Origin of the sequence: Variovorax paradoxus EPS (genome assembly GCF_000184745.1) — a bacterium.
GTDB classification, from domain to species: Bacteria; Pseudomonadota; Gammaproteobacteria; order Burkholderiales; family Burkholderiaceae_C; genus Variovorax; species Variovorax paradoxus_C.
Map to the genome: position 1 here is coordinate 548,654 of NC_014931.1, position 24,528 is coordinate 573,181.

Below are 24,528 nucleotides of genomic sequence, written 5' to 3' on the forward strand. Positions count from 1 at the left end.
TAGAGCGTCAGGCGGCTGCGTCGTGCCAGCGCCCGAGCAGCCGGGCCACCGCGCGCACGCGCTGCGTGTCGCGTCCCCAGCGGCGGCTGGCGGGCAGCTTGCGCGCCCACTTCATGCGGCGCGCCGCATTCGCGATGCGCTCGCGCACTTCTTCGTTCACCGTGGCGAGCGCGGCATGCCAGTGCTGGCCGGCGGCTTGTGGCGCGGCGGCCTCCAGCATCATGGCCGTGGAGTGCAGGTAGCTGAGCCAGTCGCGCGCCTGGCATTCGGCCAGCGTCATGACCTCGGCGGGGTCGTCCTCGAAATCGATGTAGCCGATCACGCCGTCCGGGCACTGCACGAGGTTGCGGTCGAAGGCCTGGCTCAGGTGCTGGCCGCGCACGTGCACGGCCGCGATGGCGGCAAGACCTTCGCGCCATACCGCGAGCAGCGCGGCGGGGCCGGCCGCTGCTGCTTGATCGAGCCGCTCCTGCAGCACGACGGTGGCACGGCCACTTTCGCCGAGGTCGGAGATCAAGAGGCCATCGGGTTGCTGTGCGAGCACGGTGGGCACGCGCAGGCCTGCGGCCGCGAGTTGCTTCAGGCGCCGCGCCTCGGTAGCGATGGCGGCCTCGCCGCCCGGGTTGGGCACCGGCTTGATGATGTCCAGCCGCACCATCCGCGCGACCGCCGCCATCACGCGGTAGCCCCATTTGCCATGACGCGGCCCGGCCTTCTTGAGCCACACGCGCTCGCTGCCGAGGCGGTGGCTCGCCACGTTCTTTTCTTGCTTGGGCAGGGTGACGCGCAGGAACTCGGCGTAGTCGCCGGGGGCTGGCGTATTGGGCAGCGCGTCAAGCGGCGCCGGCGCGGAAGCCGCGCCCTTTGCGCTGTGCAGGCGCGTCGAAGCGCCTCGTCTCAGTGGATTCATCAGGTAGGTACCTCCGCACTTCGTGCTGCGGTACAAGCTTGCTTGGGGCGGCCCGGCGCTGCGCTCATGCGGCCATTGCAAAGCCCGGCACAAGCCCTTGCGGGCTTTGGGTCACGGGCTGAAAACTCTCTGCACTGGCCAGCGGCCAGTAGGTACGAAAGACATTGTGCTGCGCATCGAGCGGCCCGAGCAGCGCGCCCGGCTGCACCTGCATCACCAGGTTGCTCAACAGGCGCACCTCGGTGTCGGAAATGCGGCGCACGATGTGGTGGGCGGTGATCTGCTGCGGATGATCCAAGCCCGCGGCCTGCACCAGCTCTTGCAGCGCATGCAGCGTGCTGCGATGGAAGTTGCGCACCCGGTCGGCCTTGGTCGGCACCACCAGCGCCTGCTGGCGCAGCGGGTCCTGCGTGGTCACGCCCGTGGGGCAGTGGCCGGTGTGGCAGCTCTGCGCCTGAATGCAGCCCAGCGCCATCATGAAACCGCGCGCCGCGTTGCACCAGTCGGCGCCCAGCGCCATCATGCGGGCCACGTCGAAGGCGGTGATCACCTTGGCGGCGCAGCCGATCTTGATGCGGTGGCGCAGGTTCACGCCGATGAGCGTGTTGTGCACCAGCAGCAAACCTTCTTGCAGCGGTGCGCCCACGTGGTCGCTGAACTCGACCGGTGCCGCGCCCGTGCCGCCCTCGGCACCGTCGACCACGATGAAGTCGGGCGTGATGCCGGTCGCCTGCATCGCCTTGACGATGCCGAACCATTCCCACGGATGGCCGAGGCAGAACTTGAAACCCGTCGGCTTGCCGCCCGAGAGCTCGCGCAGCTTCGCGACGAAATGCATCATCTCGGTCGGCGTGGAGAACGCGCTGTGCGAGGAGGGCGAGATGCAGTCCACGCCCACCGGCACGCCACGCGCGGCCGCGATCTCGGGCGTGACTTTGGGGGCAGGAAGCACGCCACCGTGGCCTGGCTTGGCGCCCTGGCTCAGCTTGATCTCGATCATCTTCACCTGCGGGTCGCGCGCGTTGGCGGTGAAGCGCTCGGCGTTGAAGCTGCCGTCGTCGTTGCGGCAACCGAAGTAGCCCGAGCCGATTTCCCAGATCAGGTCGCCGCCATGCACCCGGTGGTGCTGCGAAATCGAGCCCTCGCCGGTGTCGTGCGCGAAGCCGCCCATCTTGGCGCCCTGGTTGAGCGCGAGGATGGCGTTGGCCGACAGCGCGCCAAAACTCATGGCCGAGATGTTGAACACGCTGGCGCTGTACGGCTGCGTGCAGACCTGCGCGGAGTTCCCATCGGTCGGCTGCGGCGTGCCGCCGATCACGATGCGGAAATCGTGGTTCGCGAGCTTGGTCGGCTGCATCGAATGGTTGATCCACTCGTAGCCCGCGATGGTCACATTGAGTTGGGTGCCGAACGGCCGGTTGTCCGGCTCGCCCTTGGCGCGCTGGTAGACCAGCGAGCGCTGCGCGCGCGAGAACGGGGCTGCTTCCGAGTCGCTCTCGATGAAGTACTGCCGCATCTCGGGCCGGATGAATTCCAGCAGAAAGCGCAGGTGGCCGATGACCGGGTAGTTGCGAAGGATCGCGTGCCGCGGCTGCCGCAGGTCGTGGATGCCGGTACCTGAAAGTACCGCGAACACCGCCACGCCGATCCACGCGAGCCACAGATGCGGCGACACCAGCACGAAGGCCAGGCAGGCGACCAGTCCGACCACGCACAAGGCAAAAGCGCTGTAGCGCGCCGGAAACGGAATAATCGTGGGCATAGAAATAGATGACTCCGGGAGCCTGCTGCATCATAGAGGGCTGCCCCGAACCTGCCATGACGACTTCCCCTCCTACCCCCGAGACCCCACAGATCCCCGCCGCACCCGCCCAGGAACCCTTGGGCCCCGACGATTTCGATGCCCTGGACACCGCGCTGGACGCCATGCGCGAGCACGATGAGGAAATCCCCCAGTGGGAGTTCTGCGAAGGCTTCATGGCCGCGCTGATCTGCACCCGCCGGTCCATCGAGCCCACCGAATACTGGCCCGTGCTGCTGGGCGACAGCTTCGTGCCGGCCCAGCACATGGAGTTCGTCTGGAACTGGAAGCGCCGCTGGCGCGAGATCGAAGAAGGCCTGGACGCCCCCGTCGAAACGCTCGACGACGAACGCAGCTGGCAGCCCGAGGTGCTCGACACCCGCGGCGCCATCGCATCGCTCCCCGAGGAAGAGCGCGCCGAAGTGGCGGGCGAGGCGATCCCCTCGTTCGCCCAGGTCTGGGCGCTCGGCTTCATGTACGCGGTCGAGAACTGGCCTGAAGACTGGGCCACCCCGCGCGACAAGGACGCCGCGCAGATGCTCGACGACGCGCTCGACAACATCGTCGCGCTGACCGAAGACGACAAGGCCAAGCCCACGGTGTCGATGTACAGCGAAGACGGCCCGCCCAGCGTGAGCCAGCAGCGGCTGGACGACTTCGGCGCCGCCATCTGGGCGGTGTACGACCTGCGCCAACTCTGGAAGAGCCTGGGGCCGAAGGTCGAGACGATCCGCAAGGAAGCCACGCCGGGGCGCAACGATCCGTGTCCTTGCGGCAGCGGAAAGAAATACAAGAAGTGCCACGGTGCCGCCTAGCACTGGTCCGGAGAGCGCCGCGCCGCTGACGCCGCGCGCGGCCTGGGTGATGGTCCTGGCGCTCTGCGCCGGGGTCGCACTCAGCCAGGCCTTCCGCACAGTCGGCGCCATCATGGCCAGCCCGCTGCAGACGGATTTCAAGCTCTCCGCCCAGGCCCTCGGCATCTTCTCGGGGGCTTTTCATTTCGCCTTCGGTGCGATGCAGCTTTTCATGGGCATCGGCATCGACCTGCACGGCGTGCGCCGCACGGTGCTGGTGGCCTTTCCGATCGCCATCGCGGGCGCGCTGCTCTCGGCCGTGTCGTCCAGCTATCTCGTGCTGGTCGCGGGGCAGGCGCTGATCGGCGTGGGCTGCGCGCCGGCTTTCCTGGTGTGCACGGTCTTCATCGCGCGGCACTTTCCGGCGGCGCGCTTCGCCACCGTGTCGGGCATGGTGCTCGCCATCGGCGGCATCGGCATGCTGGTCACCGGTACGCCGCTCGCGTGGCTGGTCGAGGCGTATTCGTGGCGCGCGGGGTTCCTCGTGCTGGCCGTTGCGGCCGCGCTTGCGTGGCTCGCGATCTGGCACTGGGTGCATGAGCCCGCGTCCGCCGTGCCGCAGGTGAAAGAGTCGATTCCGGAAGCGATCCGCCAGTTCGGCGCGCTGTTCGCGATGCCGCACACGCTGGGCATCATGGTGCTCGGCGCGGTGACGTATGCCGCCTTCATCTCGCTGCGGGGCTTGTGGCTCGGGCCGCTGATGATGGAGCGCCACGGCTACTCGCTGGTGCAGAGCGGCAACGTCGCGCTGGCTGTGTCGGTGATCTCGCTCATCGGCGCGCCGCTGTTCGGGCGCCTCGACCGCGATGGCGCATCGCGCCGCCGCTGGATCGTGATCTGCGCGCTGGTCTATGCCGCGCTCTTCGCGCTCATCGCCGTGCTGCACTCGGCCTGGCTCGACATCTTCGGCATGGTGCTGATCGGCGTGCTCTCGGGCTTCATCGTGTGGCAGTACGCCGATGTGCGCGTGGCCTATCCGGTCACGCTCACCGGGCGCGCAATGGCTGTCTTCACGATGGCGATGTTCCTCGGCGTCGCGCTGATGCAGTGGGGCACCGGCGTCGCGGCTTCCATTGCCGCGGCGCATGGCGGCGATCCGCTCACGGCCGTGCTGGCCACGATCGCCACGCTGCTGGTGATCGGCATCGCGGCCTTCGCGTGGTTGCCCGCGCCGAAGGCCGTGACTGTCAGATCTTGAAGGCGCGCTGAATATCGGGCCGCACGAGGTCGGCGTATTCGCGGTGCTTGCGGATGTAGCCCGCAATGAATTGGCACACCGGAATCACATGCAGACCCTTCGTGCGCGCCTCGCCGAGCACGTGCTTGGCAATGCCAGAGCCCACGCCCTTGCCTTCGAATTCGGGCAGCACCTCGGTGTGCGTGAACATGATCGCGTCGGTCAGCAGGTTGTATTCGGCATAGCCCGCGAGCTTGCCGTCGATGGCGGCTTCGTAGCGGTGGGCTGCTTCGTTGGAAGTGAAAACGATGTCGTTGTTGCTCATGAGGGTTGGCTCGAAAGAAATTTGGAAAGATTGCCGGCCGCCGTGGCGCGCACCTTGTTGCGCAGCATCGGCGTCCAGCCCAGCAGGAGGCCCGGCGTGCCGAGCGCCTGGCGCGACCAGGTCCAGAACGGAAAGGTGTCGCGGTGCGTGGCGATCAGCCCCTCGGGCGTGAAGGTGAAGCGGGCATCGACGCTGTTGTCCACCAGCCGGCCCGTGGCGCTGAAGCGGTAGTGCGCGTCCCAGTGGGCGCTGCCGGTGGTGTCGTCGGCCTGCACGTCGCGAAAGGTCAAGCGCCACACGTCCGCGCCCTTGGCCTTGGTGGCGCCGGCCAGCATGCGCCACATGCCGCCCACTTCGCGCCGCCCGCGCAGGGAAAAGGCCTCGTCGTCGAACACCGCGTCGGGCGCGTAGCAGGCCTCCATGGTGGCGGCGTCGAGCTTGGCGAACGCGCTGTAGAAGCGCTCGATGGTCTGGGCATTGGTGGCTGCTGTCATGAGGCCTTCTTGGAGTTTTCGGGGGAGGAATCTGTCAGATCGACGCCGGGATGTTTCGCGCGAGGAAATCATAGACGGCGCGGATCCGCCGGTCGGTGCGGATCTCTCGGTGCACTGCGAGCCACACCGGCAGCGACGGGATCTTCAGTTGCGGCAGCACGCGCTGCACCTGGCTGTCGGTGCGCGCGAGCGACTCGCTCACGAAGCCGATGCCCATGCCCTGGCGCAGCGCCTCCCAATAAGCGCCCATGTCGTCGGTGCGAAAACAGAAGTCCTCGCGCTGCAGCGGCGTGCCCAGCTGCGCGGACATGCGAACGATGGTGTCGATGCGGTCGTAGCCCAGCACGTCGTGCCGCAGCAGATCGGCCGTCTGGCGCGGCGTGCCGCGGCGGCGCAGGTAGTCGGCCTGGGCAAATGCGCCGAGCGCGAAGCGGCCGATGCGCCGCGCCACCACGGTGGCGGTGGTGGGCTCGGTCATGCGGATCGCGATGTCGGCCTCGCGCCGCAGCAGGTTGCTGACCTCGTTGGTCGACACCAGCTCGACCTGGATCTCCGGCAGCTCCTGCCGCATGCGCACCAGCAGGGCCGGCAGCATCTGCCGCGCCGTGGCCTGGCTGGCCGAGATGCGCACCGTGCCCGCGGTGGCGGCATTGGCGCCCGACACGCTGCGCGACAGCGAGACCGCGCCGCTTTCCATGGCCCGCGCCGATTCGGCCAGCCGCGCCGCCATGGCCGTGGGCCTGAGGCCCCGGCCGGTGCGCTCGAACAACACCACGCCCAGTTGGGTTTCGAGTTCGGCGATGTGCCGCCCCAGCGTCGGCTGGCTCGACCCCAGTGCGCGCGAGGCGGCCAAGAGGCTCCCGTGGTCGAGCGCGGCGAGGAACGCGCGCACCAGTCGCCAGTCGAAATCGAGGTTGCTGTCCAGGCCCACGTATTCAGTTCCGCATAGCAGGTATCAAAAGTTGACGCATTGTGAATTGAAAGGCGTCTTTCGATAATGCGGGCAATGGACGAACGAAGAAATTTTGTCCGGCTGCTGGGAGGCGGTGTGGTGGTGGCGGCAGGCGCGGTTGCTCTGGCAACCTGGTGGCTGCACTCCGACATACCGGCTGCCGCACTCGAGATATGGAACGGCCCCGGCAACGAGCCCGATGCGCGCAGGCGCGCCGTGGCCTACGCGGTCACCGCGCCCACTGCCTACAACTGCCAGCCGTGGCTGGTGGACCTGCGCGAGCCCGAGGCCATCGTTCTTTACTGCGACCGCGAGCGCCTGCTGCCCCAGACCGATCCGTACGGCCGGCAGGCCCTCATCGGCCACGGCGCCTTCATCGAACTGCTGGTGATGGCGCTGGCGCAGCAGGGCATCCTGGCCAGCGTGCAGTTGTGGCCGCAGGGCGAATTGCCGCTGGAGCCGCGGCATTGGCCGCATGTACCGGTGGCGCGGCTGCGGCTGGCGAGTGGCGGCGCGCCCGATCCGCTGTTCGCGCAGGTGCTGCGCCGCCGCACGCCGAAGCAGCGTTTTGACACCGCCCGGCCGGTGTCGAGCGACATGCTGCAGGGGCTTACCGCCATCGCGCCCGCGGGCGGCACGGTGCAGGCCGACGGCACGGTCGACATGGCCCGCGTGCGGGTGCTGCGCAAGCTCTGTGCGGCGGCCGCGCGCGTGGAGATCGCCACGCCCGGCACGGCGCTGGAGAACCTGCGGATGCTGCGCGTCGGGCCGCAGGAAATCCTCGAACACCGCGACGGCTTCTCGCGCAACGACCCGGCGCTGCGCCTGGCGATCGCGCTGGGGCAGTTCGACCGCAACGTGCCCGCCTCGGAAGACAGCGAATCGTTCAAACAGACCTTCCAGATGTTCGAGGACCAGGCCAACACGGCGATGGGCTTCGTCTGGCTCAGCACGCGCGGCAACAGCCGCACCGACCAGATCGCCGCGGGCCGCGCCTATGTGCGCCAGCAGCTGCGCGCCACCGATTTGGGCGTGGGCCTGCACCCGATGAGCCAGCCGCTGGAGGAATTCGCGGAAATGGCGCCGCATCACACGGCGGCGCACGACCTGCTGCTGGGTACGGAACCGCCGCGCAATGCGCGCAGCCCGACGCTGCAGATGATGTGCCGGCTCGGCTATCCGATCTCGCCGGTGCAGGCCGCGCCGCGCCGCGCCATCGGCGATTTCATGATGGCTTGAATAGGCACTCCCCCAGGCTACGCGCACTTCGTGTCGCTTCTCCAACCCCCTCGCCGGGGGCAACACCTGCGGCCCGGCAGAGCCGGTTCCGCGGTGTTCCACGAAGAAGACCGGACGGCTGCGAACAGGCGCAGGCGGCCTATTCCGTGAGCAGCGTCACCAGCGTCTGCAGCGCGTAGTGCACCGTGGCCGCCCGCACCGTGGCGCGGTCGCCGTCGAAGCGGCGGCGCTCGGTGCGGATCTGCCCGTCGACGCACCAGCCGAACCACACCGTGCCGACCGGCTTTTCGGGCGTGCCGCCCGTGGGGCCGGCGATGCCGGTCACGGCGATGGCCGCGCGCGACGGGGCCGAGCGCGCAATGGCGCCGAGGGCCATGGCGCGCGCCACCGGCTCGCTGACCGCGCCGTGGGCATCGATCGAGGCCGCATCGACGCCCAGTAGTTCGGTCTTCGCCGCGTTGGAGTACGTGATGAAGCCGCGCTCGAACCAGGCGCTCGAACCCGCCAGCTCGGTGCAGGCCGCGGCGATCAGGCCGCCGGTGCAGCTCTCGGCGGTAGAGAGCATCCAGCCTTTTTGCAGCAGCCGTTCGGCCACCGCCGCGACCAGCGCGGGCGTGTCCTGGTCGGGGAGCGGCGACGACAACGTCGAAGAGAAAGAAGAATCCATGGTGTTCACCAGGCGCGCCACAGGGCAATGACCAGCAGCGTGCAGAAGGCCGCCACGAGGTCGTCGAGGATGATGCCGAAGCCCGCGTGCCACCAGCGCACCTGGCTGGTCTGGACGGCGTCGCGCTGCTTGAACAGCCCATCGGCCCAGGCGACCGGGCCGGGCTTGGCGGCATCGAAGAAGCGGAACAGGCCGAAGGCGATGGCCTGCGCGAAGAGCCCGGCCGGCGTGACCAGCCAGAGCACGATCCAGAAGGCGACGACCTCGTCCCACACGATGGCGCCGGGGTCGGCAATGTTCATGTCCCGCGCCGTCACCGTGCAGGCCCACCAGCCGATGGGCAGCGACGCCAGGATGATCCAGCCGATGGTGGCCGGCGTGAACCACAGCTGCATCACCGCGAAGGCGACCCAGGCCCAGAGCGTGCCCACGGTGCCGGGCGCGAAGCGCGGCAGGCCCGAGCCGAAGCCCAGGGCGATGGCGTGCGCCGGATGCCCGAACAGGAAGCGCAGGGTGGGGCGGCGGATCGAGGGTTGCGGCATGGCGCCGGAAGCGGTGGCGTGAGAGGAGGAAGAAGGGGAAGCGGCTTGCATCAAGCCCGAAGTGTCGCGCATCCGGGCTTTGGGCGATCAAGGGCTCCGGCCTTTTTATCAAAGCAATAGCTTGTTTAATTGGTCTTGGACGCCTAGGATCCGGACTCCTTTCCAGTCTTTCGGGTTCGCCATGCCGCCTGCTGCTTCCTCCTCCGTCGCCGATCCTTCTTCAATCTCGCCGCCGGCCACGGCCGCCTGGGGCGAACTCTTCACCGGCCGCAACGGCTGGCGCGCGCTGGCGCTCACCGGGGGCGTCGCGCTGCATGCGGTCAACGTCCATATCGTGACCACGGTGCTGCCCTCGGTGGTGCGCGAGATCGGCGGGCTCGACTGGTATGCGTGGAGCACCACGCTCTTCGTGGTCGGCTCGATCCTCGGGGCCACGCTGTCGGTGCGTCTGCTCGCGGTGCTGGGGCCGCGCGGCGCGTGCCTCGCGGCGCTGGCCGTGTTCACCGCCGGTTCGGTGGGCTGCGCACTCGCGCCGGCAATGCACTGGCTGCTCGCCGGACGCACGGTGCAGGGGCTGGGCGGCGGGATGCTCGCGGCGCTGAGCTACGGGCTGATCCAGCTCGTGTTCGCGCAGCGGCTGTGGCCGCGCGCGGTGGCGCTGGTGTCGGGCATGTGGGGCGTCGCCACGCTGTGCGGGCCGGCGGTGGGCGGGCTGTTCGCGCAATCGGGGCACTGGCGCTGGGCCTTCTGGTTCCTGCTGCCGGTGGCCGCGGCGCAGGCGCTGCTGGTGACGGTGCAGTTGCGTCCAGGTGCCGGCGTGCATCACGCAAGGCCGGCGAAGATGCCGCGCATTCCGGCGCTGCAGATCGCGCTGCTCGCGATTTCGGTGCTGGTGATCGCGGCGAGCGGACTCCTGGCCGACCTCGCCTTGCAGGCGGCGGGCGTGGTGCTCGGCCTGGGAGTCGGCGTCGTCGCCACGCGCGTCGATCGCGAGGCCACGGTGCGGCTCCTGCCGACCGGTGCGTACATGTTGAGCGCGCCGCTGGGCGCCATCTACGCGAGCGTGGCGCTGCTGCTGATCGGCACCACCACCGAAATCTTCGTGCCGTACTTCCTGCAACTGCTGCACGGCCATTCGCCACTTGCGGCGGGCTACCTCACGGCCGCCATGGCCGGCGGCTGGAGCGCGGGTTCGCTGCTGTCGTCGGGGCGCAGCGGTGCGGGTGCCGACCGCATGCTGCGCGCCGGCCCGGTGGCCTGCACGCTGGGGCTCGTGGCGTTGGCGCTGCTGCTGCCGTTCCCGGGACATCTGGGCGCGGGCTTCGAGACCGCGCTGGTCGCTATGGCACTCGCCGTTGTGGGCGCGGGCGTGGGCATCGGCTGGCCGCACCTCGTGACGCGCGTGCTGTCGCTGGCACCCAAGGGCGAAGAAGGGCTGGCCTCCGCCTCGATCACCACGATCCAGCTCTACGGCATGGCGGTGGGCGCGGCGGTGGCGGGGCTGGTGGCCAACGCGGCGGGCCTCACGCTGCCGGGCGGCGTCGAGGGTGCGCAGTCGGCGGCGGTGTGGCTGTTCGCGAGCTTCGCGCTCGCCCCTGCGCTGGCCGCGTGGCTGGCCTACCGCGTGGTCGCGGAACGTTCCTAGGCAAGCGCTCAGGCGGCCGCGACGACGCCTTCCCAAGCCAGCGCCCGCTTGCGCTCGCGCACCCGCTTGGCATCGCCGCGCAGGATGGCGACGAAGTCGTACACGTCGAACGGCAGGTGCGCACCGCGCCAGGCGACGTGCTGGTCCGCGCGGCACAGCACCAGGCGGTGGGCGTAGACCTTGGGCACCTCGGCGGTCTCGATGTCGAGCACCGTGAGCGGCATGCTGTAGCTCTGCGCGGCGCGCTCCAGCGGCCGCACGTCCACGCTGCGGTCGAAGCGCAGCAGCGTGTAGCCGGGGCCGAACGCGTCGTACAGCGAGCGGCCGTCGGCCAGCCAGAAGTGCGGCGCGCGGCAGCCGGGCACGGTGGACGGCGTGAAGTCGCCCATCGAGTAGGGCGGCGCGGTGTGCTCGCCGTCCGCGATGATGATCGGCGAGCCCGTGTAGAAGTAGCCGAAGTTCAGCCCGGCGCAGCAGAACTGCTGCACGTTGAGCGCGTAGGCCTCGCTGCCGATGTCGGCGCGCAGCGCATCGCCCTCGGGGCCGGGCGCCTCGATGTTCTGCGGCACGGCGCGGCGCGCGCGGATCATCTTTTGCGCATGGTCCATCGCGAAGTTCGACACCTGCTCGGTGATCGGCTGGCGCTCGGCCTCGTAGGCGTCCAGCATCGCCTCGTCGCCCCAGCCCTGCACGCAGGCGCCCAGCAGCCACGAGAGATTGAGCGCGTCGGCGATGCCCGCGTTCATGCCGTAGCCCGCGTAGGGCACCCACAGGTGCGCCGCATCGCCCGCGAGGAACACGCGGCCTTCGCGAAAGCGGTTGGCCACGAGGCGGCGACCGATCCAGTCTTCCTTGCTGATGACCTCGTACTGAAAATCGGGGCCCACGCCCAGGATGTCGCGCAGCGCCTGGTCGCGGTCGACCGAATCGAACTCGGGCTCCTCGGCATTCAGGTGGTTGTGCACGAGCCAGGTCTCGTGTCCGTCGATGGCGAACATCGTGCCGCAGCGGCGCGGGTTCATCGCGTAGGTCGACCACGCGAGCTTGCCGGGGATCATGTCGCGCAGTTGCGGCGCGCGGATGAAGGTCGACTGCACGCGCTGGATGACGGCCGTGCCTTCGAGCTTGGCGCCGATCTGCTTGCGCACCACGGAGCTGCCGCCGTCGCAGCCGACCATGTAGCGGCAGCGGATGCTGCGCGTGACGCCACTGTCCATTTCGATGGCGATCGCGGTCACGCCTTCCCTGTCCTGCGTGAAGCCTGCGAACTGCGTGCGGTTGAGCAACTGCACGCCCGGCAGCGCCGCCGTGTGCTTCAGCAGGATGGGCTCCAGGTAGATCTGGTTGATGCGGTGCGGCGGCTCGGGCGTGGGCCACCACGCGTCGGGCCCCTCGGTCTCGGTGTAGCGGTCGCGCCGGCACGGAATCGGAATGCGCGTGAGCTCCGTGCCCGTCACGGTGGTGCGGAACACCACGTCGTTGGGGTAGTCGGCGGGGAGGCCCGCATCGCGCAGCTTCTGCGCCACGCCCAGGCGCCGGAACTGCTCCATGGTGCGCGAGGCCACATGGTTGCACTTCACGTTCGGCGGTTCGGCGAAGCGGCGGGTCTCGCACACGATCACCGAGACGCCGCGCGATGCGAGGTCCATGGCCAGCGTGAGGCCCACGGGGCCCGCGCCAATGATGAGAACGTCGGCCTTCAGTGTGGTGTCGTTCATGGTTCGTTCTTCCCTGTTGTCTCTGTCTGTCTTGTTCTGTTCCGTCAGTCGAGCTTGATGTTGGCGACCTGGATCACCTTGGCCCACTTCTTCGTCTCGCTGCGGATGTAGGCCTCGAAGGCCTCGGTCGATGTCGGTGCGGGCTCCGCGCCGAGGTTGCGCATCGAGGCCTTGATCTGCTCGTCGCCGAGCGCGGCGTTGAGCTCCGCGTTGAGCCGCGCCACGATCGGCGCGGGCGTGCCGGCCGGTGCCACCACGCCGAACCAGCCGGTCGAGTCGTAGCCCGGCAGGCCCGCTTCGGCCACGGTGGGCACGTCGGGCAGCATCGGCACGCGCTGTGCACTCGTCACCCCGAAGGCGATCAGCTTGCCGGCCCGGATCTGCTGCAGCGAGGCGGGCAGATCGACCAGCGCGAGCTGCACCTGGCCGGCTATTGCATCGAGCGCGGCCGGGCCCGAGCCGCGGTAGGGCACCTCGATCAGCTTCACGTCGGCCATCTGCGCGAAGAGCGCGGTCGAGAGGTGCATCGCGGTGCCGTTGCCGCCGTGGCCCATCGAGAGCGTGCCCGGCTTCGCCTTGGCCAGCGCGATCAGTTCACGCAGCGTGCGCGCGCCGATGGAGGGATGCCCGACGATCACGAACGGCGTGGCGGCGACCATGCCGACCGGCTTGAAGTCCTTCACCGGGTCGAAGGGCATCTGCGGATAAAGGTTCACATTGGCGGTGAGCGCCCCCGCCGCGCCGAGGCCGAGCGTGTAGCCGTCGGCCGGCGCCTTCGCCACCAGCGTGAGGCCCACGTTGCCACCGGCGCCGGGCCGGTTGTCCACCACCACCTGCTGCCCCAGCTTCTCGTTGAGCCGCGGCACCAGCATGCGCACCACCGCGTCCGCGCTCCCGCCGGGCGGAAAGGTCACGACCATGCGAATGGGATGGGAGGGGAAGTCGGCGGCCGGGGCCTGTGCCAGGGCGGTCCCGGCCAGGAGGGTGAAGGCCGTGGCCAGCAGCAATTGCCTGCGAAGCGATGGCGCCGTGCGGGCGATCGATGCTGTCATGGAGGGCTCCTTGATTGTCTTTTTACTTTGTTTGGAGCCATTGAACGATGCGGAAATTCATTCGTAAATCCAGAAATTTCGTATCAAATATCAGATTGCCTTATGAATGAAAACTTCAGTCCTACGTTCAGCCCGACGATCCGGCAGCTGCGCGCATTCCTCGCGGTGCACCAGCTGCGCAAGCTGAGCGCGGCCGCGCAAAGGCTCTTCGTCACCCAGTCGGCGGTGAGCATGCTGATCCGCCAGCTCGAGGAGGGCCTGGGCACGCGCCTGTTCGACCGCACCACGCGCTCGCTCAAGCCGACCGCGGCGGCCAACGAAATGCTGCCTGTGGCCGAGCGCATCCTGCGCGACGTCGATTCGCTCTCCACCGGCTTTCGCGAACTCACCACGCTGGAGCGCGGCCGCGTGTCGGTGGCGATCACGCCCACGCTGGCCACCTTCCTTTTGCCCGATGCGATCCGCAGCTTCAGCCAGGAGCATCCGAAAGTTCGCGTGCTGGTCAACGACTGCGCGCCCGACCAGTTCATCTCGCGCATCCTCGGCGAGCATGTGGACTTTGGCATCGGCACGCCCGAGCGGCCCGGTGCCGAGGTCGAGGTCGAGCGGCTCATGCGCGACCACCTCGCCCTGGTGTGCCGCGACGACCATCCGCTCGCCAAGGCACGCGTCGTGCGCTGGACCGACCTCGCCGGCCACCCGTTGATTACCGTGCGCGCGGGCTACGGCGTGCGGCCGCTGATCGACGGCACCGCGGCCGATGCCGGCGTGGCGCTCGACGTGGTGAACGAGGTGTCCTTTCTCTCCTCCGCGATCTGGATGACGGCCATCGGCATGGGCGCATCGATCATGCCCTCGGCCTTCGCGCGCGCCGCGAACGATCCGTCGCTGGTGGTCAAGGTGCTCAGCGCGCCGCGCGTCTCGCGCGACATCTCGCTGGTCATCAAGCGGGGGCATTCGCTCTCGGTCGCGGCGCGCGCCTTCATTGCGGCACTGAAGAAATCTTTGTAGCTACCTCGCCGGTCCGGCTCGGGCGATCGTGCGGCGCCTCTGAAAGCCATATGCCGGACGTATGCTTGACGACTCACATCCACAAAGAAAACACTCCCTCCATGAAGAACATCGTTCGTCTCGGCGTCCTCGGCCTGTGCCTCGCCTTCAGCTTCATGCTCGCGGCCTGCGGCAACAAGGAGGCCGAGCAGCGCACCGCCTTCATCGAATTCCTTCAGACCCGCGTGCTCGACAAGCCGGGCCTGCGCGTGCCGTCTCCGAGCGAAGAGCAGAAGAAGTCCTTCGGCGACTACGCCCAGCACTACGCGGTGATCACCGATTTCACCGAGGGCATGAACAAGTCGGTGAGCCAGCCGATGGGCGAGGTCATGGCCAAGGGCGCGCTGCGCTCCATCGGCGACCTGGCGACCCGCCGCGACGACCTCAAGGCGGCGAAGGAAGGCCTCGCGGGCCTGCGCACCGCGCTCGACCAGCAACTGGCCAAGGCCGATGCCGCACGCGCGCAACTAAAGCAACCCGAAGACCTGAAGCAGGTCTACGACAAGGCCTACGAGAAGACCGTCTCGACGCCGGCCGCCACCTTCAAGGAAGTGTTCCCCGCGCTCGACACCACCTTCGACGGCGCGCTGGCCGTGGGCGAGTTCCTGCAGCAGAACAAGTCGAAGATCCAGATCTCCGGCGCCTCGGTGACGGTGACCGATCCGGCCGTGCAGGCGGAGCTCAACAAGATGCTGCAGAACCTGAACGGCCAGTCCGCGGCGATCAACGCCGCACAGCGCAAGATGCAGGCGGTGGTGCGCGGAAGCTGATCAGACGAAGTGGTCGAACGAGCCGAAGCGCTGCGCCACCGGCGCGCCGCTTGCGTCGGCGATGCGGAGGCCCGCTTCGGCATCGATGCGACCGATGCGCGTCACGCGCGTGGCGCTGTCCTTGCCGGCCTGCTCGACTGCTGCACGCGCAGAGGACGGTGCGGTGAATACAAGCTCGTAGTCGTCGCCGCCTGACAACGCGCAGGTGCGCAGCATCTCGACACTCAGCGCGGACGTGCCCGCCGCAGCCACCGTGCCCACGGCCGCATCCACATCGAGCGTGGCGCCCACGTTGCTCGATCCGAGGATGTGCCCCAGGTCGCCGACCAACCCGTCGCTCACATCCACTGCTGACGAAGCAATGCCGCGCAGGGCCTGCCCCAGCGTCACGCGCGGCGTGGGTTGCTCCATCCGCATGCGAGCCTGTGCGAACACGTCGGCAGGCAGCGCGATCGTCCCGCGGAACACTTCGAGCGCCAGCCGCGCATCGCCGAGCGTGCCGCTGACCCAGATGTCGTCGCCCGCCCGAGCGCCCGAACGCAGCAGCGCCGAGCCGGCCGGCACTTCGCCGAATACCGTGATGCAGATGTTGAGCGGGCCGCGTGTGGTGTCGCCACCCACGAGTTCGCAGCCGTGTTCGTCCGCGAGCGCAAAGAGGCCGCGCGAGAAGCCTTCGAGCCAGTGCTCGTCCACACCCGGCAATGCGAGCGCGAGCGTGAAGGCCAGCGGCTTCGCGCCACAGGCCGCGAGGTCGCTGAGGTTCACCGCCAGCGCCTTGTGGCCGAGCCTCGAAGGCTCGACGGTCGAGAGAAAGTGCCGGCCCTCGACCAGCATGTCGGAAGACACGGCGAGCTGCATGCCCGGTGCGGGCGCGAGCAAGGCGCAGTCGTCGCCGACGCCCAGCGGGGAGCGCTTGGCGGGGCGTTTGAAATAGCGTGTGATCAGGTCGAATTCACCCATGGGGTGGAGCATAAGCGCTGCGGGGGACGGGTTTTTCTCCCTCCCCTTCCGGGGGAGGGCAGGGGTGGGGGCTCGCGGCGTATCCATCGGGCGCTCTGCCCGCCCCCATCCCAACCTTCCCCCAAAGGGGGAAGGAGCAAAACGGATCAGGCCGCGCCGCGGAACCTGAGCGCCGCCTGCCTCACCACCTCCGCCAGCAGCCGCTCCTTCCCCTGCTTCTCCCGCAGCCATCGCGCGTCGTTGCGGTTGGCCTCCACGCTGGTGCGCAGTTCGCCCAGCGCCTGCGTGGCGTTGAGCGCTTCGCTGTGCCATTCGAGCTGCGTCATCGTCATCAGGATGTGGTCGCGCAGCGGCATGTGCTGGCCGCTGGCCGGATCGACGTACACCGCATCGAGCCCGAAGCGGCAGGCCTGGAAGCGGTTGTAGGTGTAGACGAGGTAGTCGTCCTCGCTCGGCTCGAAGGGCTGCTCCTGCAGGAACCATGCGGCGAGCGACTGCACATAGCCCGCGAGCGCGGCGGCGCGCTCCACCGTGAGCGGCGTGTCGAACACGCGGATCTCGATGGTGCCGAACTCGGGCTTGGGACGGATGTCCCAGTAGAAGTCTTTCATGCTGCGCACGACGCCGGTGCGGGTCATGCGCTCGAAGTAGGCCTCGAACTCCTTCCAGCTCGTGGTGAACGGCGCGCGGCCCGAGAGCGGGAACGCGAACACCGAGTTCAGGCGTGCCGAGTCGAACTGCGTGTCCTGCCCCTGCACGAACGGCGACGAGGCCGACAGCGCGATGAAGTGCGGGATGTAGCGCGACATGCGATGCAGCATCAACAGCGCCGCATCCGCATCGGGGCAGCCGATGTGCACGTGCTGGCCGAAGATGGTGAACTGCTTGGAGAGGTAGCCGTACAGCTCCGAGAGTTCGCGAAAGCGCGGCTTGTCGTAGATGCGCCGCTCGTGCCATTGCTGGAATGCATGCGTGCCGCCGCCGACCACCGCGATGTTGAGCTTGTCGGCGTTCTTGATGAGCGCCTCGCGGATCGGCGAGAGCTGCTTGATCACATCGGCCGCCGAGTGGCAGATGTCGGTGGATATCTCGATCATGCTCGAGGTCATCTCGGGCACGACGCTGCCGGGCAGCGGCGTCTGCGCCATCAGGCGCAGCATGTCCTCGGCGTAGGGCGCGAGGTCGTAGTCGTGCGTGTTCACGAGCTGCAGCTCGAGTTCGACGCCGAGCGACAGCGCCTCGGACTTGTTGAACGGCTCGAGCTTGACCGCGCGGCTGTCGGGGTCGGCCGCAAGCGGCGCCGAGCGCACGTCGTCGCTGTCCGGATCGATGGGGGTCTGGAGGGCGGTGCTCATCGCTGCGTGTCCTCGGTGGTGCTGAAGGCCTGGGGCGCCCAGGGCACCGAACTCTCTCCGACCGCGTGAATGGCCACGGTGGCCAGCACGGCGCCGACCACTTCCATCAGCAGGATCGACGGCAGGGCGACCTGCGTGATCATGGTGCCGAGCAGCGGCGACGCGGTGGCGAAATTCGATGCGATCAAAAGGGCGATCGACGACAGCGGCGACATTGCGCAGCCGACCCAGAAGGCCTGCTTCCAGCTCGCGCCGCTGCCGGGATTGGCGATGGCCACGCCGGAGATCTTGGCGATCATGCGCACGCCGATCACGGCCAGCACCACGCTGGCCACCGGCAATGTCCAGTCGGCTTGCGCCGCCACGATGGAGACCAGCACGAACATCAGCATGGTGAGCAGCGACGCGGCGGTGCCGAGTTGCCGCTGCCATGCCCAGGGCTTGGGATTGAGGGTCTTGAGCAGCACGCCGCCGATCAGCGCAGCAAGCGGTGCCGAGCCGCCGACGTGCGCGGTGAGCGCCGCGCCGGCCGCGATGATCGCCAGCAGCAGGATCGAGGTGTTCTCGCTCGTCGGGCTCATCACGCGCAACGCGGAGCGAAGCGCAAGCGCCATCAGCGCACCGACCACGAACGAGAGGCCGAGTACCACCGCCACCGGGTAGAGCTTCTGCAGCATCGTCTGCGGTGCGCGCTCGATCAGGCCGGCCTGCGCGTAGCCGAGTGCGAGCGCGTAGAAGGTGTTGAGCGTGGCCAGCGTCATCGCGCGTTCGGTGACGGGGCCCGCGGCGCGCGTGTCGATGATCACGCGGCTCAGCACGGCCGGCGAAGCGACGATGGCCATCAGCGCGATCGGGTTGGCCACCGGCTCGGGCAGGCCCAGCAGCGTGAGCACCCAATACACGCCGAAGTAGGTCAGTGTGGCTTCGAGCAGGCTCTGCACCAGCACCATCGGGTTGTGGCGGAACCAGCGCAGCGGCAGCCGGCCGCCAGCCTCGAACAGCACCACGGCCACGCCCAGTTCAAGAAGGAAGAGGCTGATGCCGCGCAGCGGCCAGATCGCGCCTTCGAAGCCGGCAAAGCCGACGACCGCGCCGACCAGCGAATAGCCGATCACCTTGGGCAGCCCCAGGTAGCGTTGAACCAGGTGGCCGGAGGCCGCAGCGGCCGCCAGCAGCAGCGACCACAGCACGGTGGGCAGGCCCGCCGAAGGGCGCACCCATTCGGACCAGAAGCCCAGCAGATCGTTGATGAAGCTCGTCAAATTCATGCAGGTAGAAAAAAGCTCACAGGCCGGCTGCGCCAGCGCGCCCAGATGGCGCTGCGGATGCGGGCGCGGTCACCAAGGCTCACGCTGTGCGCGCGCAGCGCAAGGCGGAATGCGAAATAGAAACTCACGCTCACATTGAGCGCGCCGATCACCGGGATCGCCGCCACCGCCCACCAGAGGGCGGGCTGCTGCAGCACCGACAGGCCCGTGGACGCCGTGGCTGCGGCAATCTGCCCGGCCGAGAGTGTCACGTGGCGCACATCCAGCCCGAGCCCGAAGAAACCCGCGAACGCGGGCAGCAGGCCCAGCATGAGTCCCAGCGAGATGTTGGAGGCGAAGCCTGAGATGTGTGTGCGCATGAAGGTGGCCCAGCGGCGAGCCCGGGCGGCACCCAGAAAGGCGCCGATGCGTGGGTTGTAACGCATGGCGGAGTCCAGGCGATGCAGGACAAAGGCGTTTTCTGTCCATCCGGCGACGATGCTGGCCGAAAACAGCAGGATGCCGGTGATTGCCGCGAAAAGCGCGGTCGGCCCGGCGAGCGAGAGCGAATGCAGCGTGGCCGCGGCGTGCGCCGCGTCCAGCAGCGGCCGTCCGAGCGCGTACTGCACCAGGAGCGCGAGTGCGATCATCGCCGGCACCACCACCAGCACGTTGCCCAGCACCGCCGCCACCTGAGAGCGCACGAGGTTGGCCACCTCGTCGACGAAATGGTCCACCGCGCCGTCCGCCTTGATGTCGCGCAGCCGCGCCGCGAGCGCCGGCGCCGTCATCGCGGGCTGCTTGGTGGCCAGCGTCAGGTGCAGCAACTGGATCGCGACGAAGCTCGCCGCATACATCAGGCCCGAGGCGAGGCCGGCCCAGAAGGCCGACAGCGCCAGCGCGTAGATGCCGAACTTCAGCAGCACCGTCATGGCCGTGAGCGCGCCGCCGCCCGCGGCCTTCTTCACCATCTGCAGGTAACTCGCGCGGTCGCGGGTGATGTAGTGCTCGCCGGTCTCGGCGCTGCGCTCGGTCACCTTGGCCGCGAGCATCGACGAGTTCGTGGCAACGAGCGCGCGGATGCTGTTGCGCTCGCCGCCTGCGAGCACCAGCTTGCCGATGAGCCGCGCCACGCTGGGCGCGGGCGAGGGCGACATCAGGCAGTCGAGCAGCTCGCGGATGCGCAGCACGCGCTCGCGCAACTGGCGCAGCCGGAACACCAGGCCGACCGAGATGCCGTTGTCCTCCAGGTGCGTGTAGACCGACGAGGCGCTGGCGCGGCAGGCGTCGAGCCGGTCGCGGAAGGCGACGAAGGCGGCCTGCAGGGCCTCGTCGCTTTCTTCGCCTTCGGGCTGCTCGAACATCTGCTCGCGCAGTTCGTCCAGGTCGGCCATCAGCGCGTGGAAAGGGCGGTTCTCGTGGTGCTCCGCGCTGATGCGCAGGCGCAGCTCGGGCGAGAAACCGGCCGCCACCACCTGGCTGCCGCAGTAGGTGACCGCGTCCATCACGGTATGGCGCCAGCGCGGCGAGCCGTCGGTGTCCACGGTGGCATCGGCCAGCAGCGCGCCGATGCGGGCGAGCTGGGTGTCATCGAGCAGCGCGATCCAGCCCGCGTCGAACACGCCGGGCAGCACCATGCGGAACAGGTCCGAGGCATCGGTGGTCTCGGGCGTACCAGGCAGGATCTTCCGGCGCAGCCGCTCGCTCAATTCGCTCACGAACGCGGTGCGCGGCGCGAAGCCGTAGTCGGCCAGGAGCGTGGTCAGGTCGACCGATTGCGTGAACACCCGCCACCAGGCGCGCAGGCGCTCGCGCAACTCGGGCCGCGCCTCGACGGCATCGAGCAGCAGCGACACCCGGCCCATGGCCGCCTGCGGCGAGGCGCGGTCGCCGCGCAGCCAGTCGAAAAGATTGATGAGCCAGATGTGGCGCTGCGCCACATCGGCCGTGGGGTCGAGGCCGGCAAGCAGCCCCTGCAAGTCGCGCGATGCTGCAGCCATGGTGAAAGGAAAGGAGAGGAGAGGAAAGTCAGCGCGGGAGCACCGCGGAGCCGGCTTCGCCGGGCCGCTGGTGCTGCCCCCGGCGAGGGGCAAGGAGAGGCAAGACGAAGTGTGCGAAGCCCGGGGGCGTGCCTAGTGCAGCACCCGTGAAACGGGTGCACCGCCGATGTCTGCTTCGAGCACGAACATGGGAACCGGCACGTCGAAGCGCTCGCCTTCCTCGGTCACCACGAAGAAGCTGCCGTGCATCGTGCCGCTCGCCGCCTGGAGCCTGCAGCCGCTGGTGTAGCGGAACGATTCGCCGGGCGCCAGCAGCGGCTGCTGGCCGATCACACCCAGGCCCTTCACTTCCTGCGGGTGGCCCGAGGCGTCATTGATGAGCCAGTGGCGCGCGATCAGTTGCGCGCCCACCGTGCCCACGTTGGTGATGGTGATCGTGTAGGAGAAGGTGTAGACGTCGTCCTTCGGGGAGGACTGGTCGGCCAGGTAACGCGGTTCGACCTGGACGCTGAAGGGGCTGTGTGACATGGGGCGGATGGTAACGGAGGCCTTTCCTCGGACTTCCGCTCGCTGCGAGAATCCGGGGTTATGAGCACCCCGTTCCGCATCGCCCCCTCCATCCTTTCCGCCGATTTCGCGCACCTCGGCCAGGAACTGACCGACGTGATCGCCGCCGGCGCCGACTGGATCCACTTCGACGTGATGGACAACCACTACGTGCCGAACCTGACCTTCGGCCCGATGATCTGCCAGGCGCTCAAGCCCTACGCCAAGACGGCGGACGGCACCCCGGTGCCCATCGACGTGCACCTGATGATCCAGCCGGTCGACGCCCTGGCGGCCTCTTTCGCGCAAGCGGGCGCCGACTACATCAGCTTCCACCCCGACGCGTCGCCCCATGTGCACCGCAGCATCCAGGCCATCAAGGCCGCGGGCTGCAAGGCGGGGCTGGTGTTCAATCCGGGGCTGGGGCTCGAAGCGCTGGACTGGGCCATCGACGACATCGACCTCATCCTCATCATGAGCGTGAACCCCGGCTTCGGCGGCCAGAGCTTCATCGACTCGGCGCTGCGCAAGATCGAACTCGCGCGCAAGCGCATCGAGCAGAGCGGACGCGACATCCGCCTCGAAGTGGATGGCGGCATCAAGGCCGACAACATCGCGCGCGTGGCCTCGGCCGGCGCCGACACCTTCGTGGCCGGCAGCGCGATCTTCAACGCCAAGGACTATGGCGCGGTGATTGGCGAGATGCGCAAGAACCTGGCCGGCGTCAGCGCTTGATCTTGTCGTTGTAGACGCGGTCGGCCTCCGGCCCGCGGTCGGTGTCGACCACGCCGCGTTCCACGTCGTCGTGCGCCTGGCGGCCTACCTTGGTGGGTTTACCGTCCTGGGTCTGCTGGCTGTCCGAGGACTGGTCTCGCTCGTGCGGCAGGCGCGGCGCCGATTCGCCGCCCTGCTCGACCTTGGTCTTGCCGCCGCCCGCGTCCTTCGACGGGTCTTTCGGGTCGGTGGGCGGGGTCTTGCTGGGCTTGGCTTGGGTCATGCGATGGCTCCTTCGTGCGTTGCCTTGCAGCCTGCCCCGCACGGCGCGCCGCGGCGGTAGGACATGCAAGGCAGGCCCTGTAGGTCGCCGCTCGGGTGCTATGAAACGGATAGCGGCTTTGCGCCGGTGGAAGGGCCTCCGCAATAATCCCCGCATGTCTTCCGATCCTTTTGCCGGCGTGGCGACCGACAGCCTGCGCATCCACACCTTCGCCTCGCTCCACCCTGGTCCGCGCCTGCTCGTGATCGGCGGCGTGCACGGCAACGAGACCTGCGGCACCGCGGGCATCGAGCGCATCCTGGCCGAGTTCGATGCCGGCACGCTGCAGTTGCAGCGTGGCGAGCTGACGCTGGTGCCCGTGGCCAACCCGCTCGCGCGCCGGCGCCTGCAGCGCGAAGGCGAGCGCAACCTCAACCGCCTGTTCCGCCCGACCGACGAACCCGCCGACTACGAAGCCTGCATCACCAACCGCCTCGCGCCGGTCATCGCGCGCCACGAGGTGCTGCTCGACCTGCACTCCTTCCAGAGCGAGGGCGAGGCCTTCGCGATGATCGGCCCGCGCGACAACACCGGCACGCTGGAGCCCTTCGCCCGCTCGTACGAAGAGGGCCAGCTCGCGCTGCACATCGGCACGCCGATCGTGGTGGAAGGCTGGCTCGACATCTACGCCGCCGGCCTCGCGCAGCGCGCCGGCGGCGCGCCGGCCGACGAGGCCGCGCTCGACTTCGGCCGCGGCACCAACGAATACATCCGCAGCTGCGGCGGCTACGGCGTCACGCTCGAATGCGGCCAGCACGACGACCCCCAGGCGCCCGAGGTGGCGTGGCGCGCCATCCGCCGCACGCTCGCGCTGCTGGGCATGGCCGCCTTGCCGCCCGGGCTCTCGGGCGCGCCGGCGCAGCCGCCGAAGCTGCTGCGCCTGGCCAGCGTGACCGACCGGCTGCATGAAGAAGACAGCTTCGTGCGCGACTGGGCCACCTTCGACGAGGTGCGGCGCGGCGAGCCCATCGGCATGCGCCACGACGGCACGATGCTGAACGCGCCGGACGACGGCTTCATCGTGTTCCCCAATGCGCTCGCGCTGCCGGGCACCGAGTGGTTCTACTTCGCGCACCCGAGCGAGCGCGTCCTCGGGCCGGTGACCGGCACGGCCTGAGGCCGCGTTCCTACACCGCGCGGCCTGGGGCGCGGCACACATTCCGAACCTGAAGGAGTGTGCCCATGCCCGTCTCGAAGAAAGCCCCCGCGCCGCGCGTCCTGTGGAAGGGCGCGATCAGCTTCGGCCTCGTCCACATCCCGGTGGCGCTCTATTCGGCCACCACCGACCACGGCATCGACTTCGACTGGCTCGACAAGCGCAGCATGGACCCGGTCGGCTACAAGCGCATCAACAAGAAGACCGGCAAGGAAATCACGCGCGAGAACATCGTCAAGGGCGTGGAGTACGAGGACGGCGAGTACGTGGTGCTCAGCGACAAGGAAATCGCGGCCGCCTATCCCAAGACCACGCAGACCATCGAAATCGAGACCTTCGTGCCCGCGAACGGCATTCCGTTCGTGTACCTGGAGCGGCCCTATTACGTGGCGCCGATCAACAAGGGCGCGAAGGTCTACGCGCTGCTGCGCGAGACGCTGCAGCGCAGCGAGCGCGTGGGCGTGGCGCGCGTCGTGATCCAGACCAAGCAGCACCTGGCGGTGCTGGTGCCCGTCGGCCCCGGCCTCGTGCTGAACCTGCTGCGCTGGGGCGCCGACATCCGCCCGTGGAACGACCTGCCGCTGCCGTCCGAAGATGCGAAGAAGGCGGGGCTCACCGACCGCGAGCTCAAGATGGCCCAGCAGCTCGTGGAGGACATGAGCGGCGAGTGGGACCCGATGGAATACAAGGACGAGTTCAAGGACGAGATCCTGCGGCTGGTCGATCGCAAGGTGAAGGCAGGCCAGACCGAGACGGTGACGCAGCCTGACCCCGAAGAGGGCCAGTCCACCGAAGGCAAGGGCGCCAAGATCATCGACCTCACCGAGCTGCTGCAGCGCAGCCTGCGCAGCAAGGGCGGCAAGACGAAGGCCGTGGCCAACGATGAGGACGAGGACGACGACAAAGAAGGCGACGCGCCCGCGCCTCGCGCCAAGCCGGCGGCCAGGAAGCGCAAGCCCGCCGCAAAGGCCGCTTCGAAAGCGGCCTCGAAGACCGCCACACGCCATCGCCGCGCAGCCTGAGGTGCCTTCG

24 protein-coding genes are annotated in these 24,528 nt (G+C 68.7%); 9 read left to right on the plus strand and 15 right to left on the minus strand.

What is annotated here, in order from left to right; all coding sequences use genetic code 11:
- Window positions 1-7: 7 nt before the first annotated feature.
- Together VARPA_RS02540 and VARPA_RS02545 are read right to left on the minus strand one after the other, a co-directional pair.
- Window positions 8-910, minus strand: coding sequence for a hypothetical protein (locus tag VARPA_RS02540; RefSeq protein WP_013538975.1), 903 nt, complete (start codon window positions 908-910; stop codon window positions 8-10).
- Between the two features lie 64 nt (window positions 911-974).
- Complete coding sequence (locus VARPA_RS02545) at window positions 975-2,672, minus strand: FMN-binding glutamate synthase family protein (RefSeq protein WP_013538976.1); 1,698 nt, start codon at window positions 2,670-2,672, stop codon at window positions 975-977.
- 56 nt (window positions 2,673-2,728) lie between these two features.
- On the opposite strand from VARPA_RS02545, the gene VARPA_RS02550 reads away from it, so the two are divergent.
- Both VARPA_RS02550 and VARPA_RS02555 read left to right on the plus strand, forming a co-directional pair.
- The gene (locus VARPA_RS02550; protein ID WP_013538977.1) at window positions 2,729-3,526 is read left to right on the plus strand and encodes a UPF0149 family protein; all 798 of its coding nucleotides are present in this window, start codon (window positions 2,729-2,731) and stop codon (window positions 3,524-3,526) included.
- A gap of 49 nt (window positions 3,527-3,575) precedes the next feature.
- A complete protein-coding gene (locus tag VARPA_RS02555; protein WP_041943206.1) occupies window positions 3,576-4,763 on the plus strand; it encodes an MFS transporter in 1,188 nt (395 codons plus the stop codon).
- Here VARPA_RS02555 and VARPA_RS02560 read toward each other — a convergent pair.
- From VARPA_RS02560 to VARPA_RS02570, 3 genes are read right to left on the minus strand one after another with little or no spacing between them, the layout of a single operon-like run.
- On the minus strand, window positions 4,753-5,067 hold the full coding sequence (locus VARPA_RS02560) for a GNAT family N-acetyltransferase (protein WP_013538979.1): 315 nt from the start codon (window positions 5,065-5,067) through the stop codon (window positions 4,753-4,755). The two genes, VARPA_RS02555 and VARPA_RS02560, sit on opposite strands and share 11 nt — an antisense overlap.
- Window positions 5,064-5,561, minus strand: a complete 498-nt coding sequence (locus VARPA_RS02565; protein WP_013538980.1) for a nuclear transport factor 2 family protein — start codon at window positions 5,559-5,561, stop codon at window positions 5,064-5,066. The genes VARPA_RS02560 and VARPA_RS02565 overlap by 4 nt, the downstream gene beginning before the upstream one ends.
- Window positions 5,562-5,595: 34 nt before the next feature.
- Window positions 5,596-6,492, minus strand: coding sequence for a LysR family transcriptional regulator (locus tag VARPA_RS02570; protein WP_013538981.1), 897 nt, complete (start codon window positions 6,490-6,492; stop codon window positions 5,596-5,598).
- Between the two features lie 75 nt (window positions 6,493-6,567).
- Between VARPA_RS02570 and VARPA_RS02575 the strand changes: the two genes are divergently transcribed.
- A complete protein-coding gene (locus tag VARPA_RS02575; RefSeq protein ID WP_234974922.1) occupies window positions 6,568-7,752 on the plus strand; it encodes an Acg family FMN-binding oxidoreductase in 1,185 nt (394 codons plus the stop codon).
- 139 nt (window positions 7,753-7,891) lie between these two features.
- On the opposite strand, the gene VARPA_RS02580 is transcribed toward VARPA_RS02575, so the two are convergent.
- Together VARPA_RS02580 and VARPA_RS02585 are read right to left on the minus strand one after the other, a co-directional pair.
- Entirely contained in the window at window positions 7,892-8,419 is a 528-nt protein-coding gene (locus VARPA_RS02580) for a CinA family protein (protein ID WP_013538983.1), read from the minus strand.
- 5 nt (window positions 8,420-8,424) lie between these two features.
- Window positions 8,425-8,961 (minus strand): phosphatidylglycerophosphatase A, encoded by a 537-nt coding sequence (locus VARPA_RS02585; RefSeq protein WP_041942749.1) that lies wholly within the window; start codon window positions 8,959-8,961, stop codon window positions 8,425-8,427.
- A 181-nt stretch (window positions 8,962-9,142) separates the two neighbouring features.
- Here VARPA_RS02585 and VARPA_RS02590 point away from each other — a divergent pair, with 181 nt between their 5' ends.
- Window positions 9,143-10,606, plus strand: coding sequence for an MFS transporter (locus VARPA_RS02590; protein ID WP_013538985.1), 1,464 nt, complete (start codon window positions 9,143-9,145; stop codon window positions 10,604-10,606).
- 8 nt (window positions 10,607-10,614) lie between these two features.
- Here VARPA_RS02590 and VARPA_RS02595 read toward each other — a convergent pair whose 3' ends face one another.
- A complete protein-coding gene (locus VARPA_RS02595) occupies window positions 10,615-12,324 on the minus strand; it encodes an FAD-dependent oxidoreductase (protein WP_013538986.1) in 1,710 nt (569 codons plus the stop codon).
- Between the two features lie 44 nt (window positions 12,325-12,368).
- Window positions 12,369-13,376, minus strand: coding sequence for a Bug family tripartite tricarboxylate transporter substrate binding protein (locus tag VARPA_RS02600; protein WP_013538987.1), 1,008 nt, complete (start codon window positions 13,374-13,376; stop codon window positions 12,369-12,371).
- A gap of 102 nt (window positions 13,377-13,478) precedes the next feature.
- Between VARPA_RS02600 and VARPA_RS02605 the strand changes: the two genes are divergently transcribed.
- Together VARPA_RS02605 and VARPA_RS02610 are read left to right on the plus strand one after the other, a co-directional pair.
- Window positions 13,479-14,387: a LysR family transcriptional regulator gene (locus VARPA_RS02605; RefSeq protein WP_013538988.1), complete on the plus strand. Its 909-nt coding sequence runs from the start codon at window positions 13,479-13,481 to the stop codon at window positions 14,385-14,387.
- A gap of 101 nt (window positions 14,388-14,488) precedes the next feature.
- Complete coding sequence (locus VARPA_RS02610) at window positions 14,489-15,196, plus strand: DUF3053 domain-containing protein (protein WP_013538989.1); 708 nt, start codon at window positions 14,489-14,491, stop codon at window positions 15,194-15,196.
- Here VARPA_RS02610 and thiL read toward each other — a convergent pair whose 3' ends face one another.
- From thiL to apaG, 5 genes are all read right to left on the minus strand, one after another.
- A complete protein-coding gene (gene thiL / locus VARPA_RS02615; protein ID WP_013538990.1) occupies window positions 15,197-16,156 on the minus strand; it encodes a thiamine-phosphate kinase in 960 nt (319 codons plus the stop codon).
- A gap of 146 nt (window positions 16,157-16,302) precedes the next feature.
- Complete coding sequence (locus VARPA_RS02620; protein ID WP_013538991.1) at window positions 16,303-17,511, minus strand: YbdK family carboxylate-amine ligase; 1,209 nt, start codon at window positions 17,509-17,511, stop codon at window positions 16,303-16,305.
- Window positions 17,508-18,779, minus strand: a complete 1,272-nt coding sequence (locus VARPA_RS02625) for a cation:proton antiporter (RefSeq protein ID WP_013538992.1) — start codon at window positions 18,777-18,779, stop codon at window positions 17,508-17,510. Before VARPA_RS02625 ends, VARPA_RS02620 begins: the two co-directional genes overlap by 4 nt.
- Window positions 18,776-20,758: a site-specific recombinase gene (locus VARPA_RS02630; RefSeq protein WP_013538993.1), complete on the minus strand. Its 1,983-nt coding sequence runs from the start codon at window positions 20,756-20,758 to the stop codon at window positions 18,776-18,778. The genes VARPA_RS02625 and VARPA_RS02630 overlap by 4 nt, the downstream gene beginning before the upstream one ends.
- A gap of 132 nt (window positions 20,759-20,890) precedes the next feature.
- Window positions 20,891-21,286, minus strand: a complete 396-nt coding sequence (apaG, locus tag VARPA_RS02635; protein ID WP_013538994.1) for a Co2+/Mg2+ efflux protein ApaG — start codon at window positions 21,284-21,286, stop codon at window positions 20,891-20,893.
- A 60-nt stretch (window positions 21,287-21,346) separates the two neighbouring features.
- Between apaG and rpe the strand changes: the two genes are divergently transcribed.
- Complete coding sequence (gene rpe / locus VARPA_RS02640; protein ID WP_013538995.1) at window positions 21,347-22,039, plus strand: ribulose-phosphate 3-epimerase; 693 nt, start codon at window positions 21,347-21,349, stop codon at window positions 22,037-22,039.
- On the opposite strand, the gene VARPA_RS02645 is transcribed toward rpe, so the two are convergent.
- The gene (locus tag VARPA_RS02645; protein WP_013538996.1) at window positions 22,029-22,301 is read right to left on the minus strand and encodes a hypothetical protein; all 273 of its coding nucleotides are present in this window, start codon (window positions 22,299-22,301) and stop codon (window positions 22,029-22,031) included. The genes rpe and VARPA_RS02645 overlap by 11 nt on opposite strands.
- Window positions 22,302-22,455: 154 nt before the next feature.
- Here VARPA_RS02645 and VARPA_RS02650 point away from each other — a divergent pair, with 154 nt between their 5' ends.
- Together VARPA_RS02650 and VARPA_RS02655 are read left to right on the plus strand one after the other, a co-directional pair.
- Window positions 22,456-23,457 carry a succinylglutamate desuccinylase/aspartoacylase domain-containing protein gene (locus tag VARPA_RS02650; protein ID WP_041942750.1) on the plus strand — a complete coding sequence of 334 codons (1,002 nt, stop codon included), beginning with the start codon at window positions 22,456-22,458 and terminating at the stop codon, window positions 23,455-23,457.
- 65 nt (window positions 23,458-23,522) lie between these two features.
- Window positions 23,523-24,518: a Ku protein gene (locus VARPA_RS02655; protein WP_013538998.1), complete on the plus strand. Its 996-nt coding sequence runs from the start codon at window positions 23,523-23,525 to the stop codon at window positions 24,516-24,518.
- Window positions 24,519-24,528: the final 10 nt, after the last annotated feature.

Bases quoted from the DNA above. Each gene is read 5' to 3' on its own strand.
- VARPA_RS02540 (WP_013538975.1), bottom strand. From the start codon at position 910: ATGAATCCACTGAGACGAGGCGCTTCGACGCGCCTGCACAGCGCAAAG.
- VARPA_RS02545 (WP_013538976.1), bottom strand. From the start codon at position 2,672: ATGCCCACGATTATTCCGTTTCCGGCGCGCTACAGCGCTTTTGCCTTG.
- VARPA_RS02550 (WP_013538977.1), top strand. From the start codon at position 2,729: ATGACGACTTCCCCTCCTACCCCCGAGACCCCACAGATCCCCGCCGCA.
- VARPA_RS02555 (WP_041943206.1), top strand. From the start codon at position 3,576: ATGGTCCTGGCGCTCTGCGCCGGGGTCGCACTCAGCCAGGCCTTCCGC.
- VARPA_RS02560 (WP_013538979.1), bottom strand. From the start codon at position 5,067: ATGAGCAACAACGACATCGTTTTCACTTCCAACGAAGCAGCCCACCGC.
- VARPA_RS02565 (WP_013538980.1), bottom strand. From the start codon at position 5,561: ATGACAGCAGCCACCAATGCCCAGACCATCGAGCGCTTCTACAGCGCG.
- VARPA_RS02575 (WP_234974922.1), top strand. From the start codon at position 6,568: ATGGACGAACGAAGAAATTTTGTCCGGCTGCTGGGAGGCGGTGTGGTG.
- VARPA_RS02580 (WP_013538983.1), bottom strand. From the start codon at position 8,419: ATGGATTCTTCTTTCTCTTCGACGTTGTCGTCGCCGCTCCCCGACCAG.
- VARPA_RS02585 (WP_041942749.1), bottom strand. From the start codon at position 8,961: ATGCCGCAACCCTCGATCCGCCGCCCCACCCTGCGCTTCCTGTTCGGG.
- VARPA_RS02590 (WP_013538985.1), top strand. From the start codon at position 9,143: ATGCCGCCTGCTGCTTCCTCCTCCGTCGCCGATCCTTCTTCAATCTCG.
- VARPA_RS02595 (WP_013538986.1), bottom strand. From the start codon at position 12,324: ATGAACGACACCACACTGAAGGCCGACGTTCTCATCATTGGCGCGGGC.
- VARPA_RS02600 (WP_013538987.1), bottom strand. From the start codon at position 13,376: ATGACAGCATCGATCGCCCGCACGGCGCCATCGCTTCGCAGGCAATTG.
- VARPA_RS02605 (WP_013538988.1), top strand. From the start codon at position 13,479: ATGAATGAAAACTTCAGTCCTACGTTCAGCCCGACGATCCGGCAGCTG.
- VARPA_RS02610 (WP_013538989.1), top strand. From the start codon at position 14,489: ATGAAGAACATCGTTCGTCTCGGCGTCCTCGGCCTGTGCCTCGCCTTC.
- thiL (WP_013538990.1), bottom strand. From the start codon at position 16,156: ATGGGTGAATTCGACCTGATCACACGCTATTTCAAACGCCCCGCCAAG.
- VARPA_RS02620 (WP_013538991.1), bottom strand. From the start codon at position 17,511: ATGAGCACCGCCCTCCAGACCCCCATCGATCCGGACAGCGACGACGTG.
- VARPA_RS02625 (WP_013538992.1), bottom strand. From the start codon at position 18,779: ATGAATTTGACGAGCTTCATCAACGATCTGCTGGGCTTCTGGTCCGAA.
- VARPA_RS02630 (WP_013538993.1), bottom strand. From the start codon at position 20,758: ATGGCTGCAGCATCGCGCGACTTGCAGGGGCTGCTTGCCGGCCTCGAC.
- apaG (WP_013538994.1), bottom strand. From the start codon at position 21,286: ATGTCACACAGCCCCTTCAGCGTCCAGGTCGAACCGCGTTACCTGGCC.
- rpe (WP_013538995.1), top strand. From the start codon at position 21,347: ATGAGCACCCCGTTCCGCATCGCCCCCTCCATCCTTTCCGCCGATTTC.
- VARPA_RS02645 (WP_013538996.1), bottom strand. From the start codon at position 22,301: ATGACCCAAGCCAAGCCCAGCAAGACCCCGCCCACCGACCCGAAAGAC.
- VARPA_RS02650 (WP_041942750.1), top strand. From the start codon at position 22,456: ATGTCTTCCGATCCTTTTGCCGGCGTGGCGACCGACAGCCTGCGCATC.
- VARPA_RS02655 (WP_013538998.1), top strand. From the start codon at position 23,523: ATGCCCGTCTCGAAGAAAGCCCCCGCGCCGCGCGTCCTGTGGAAGGGC.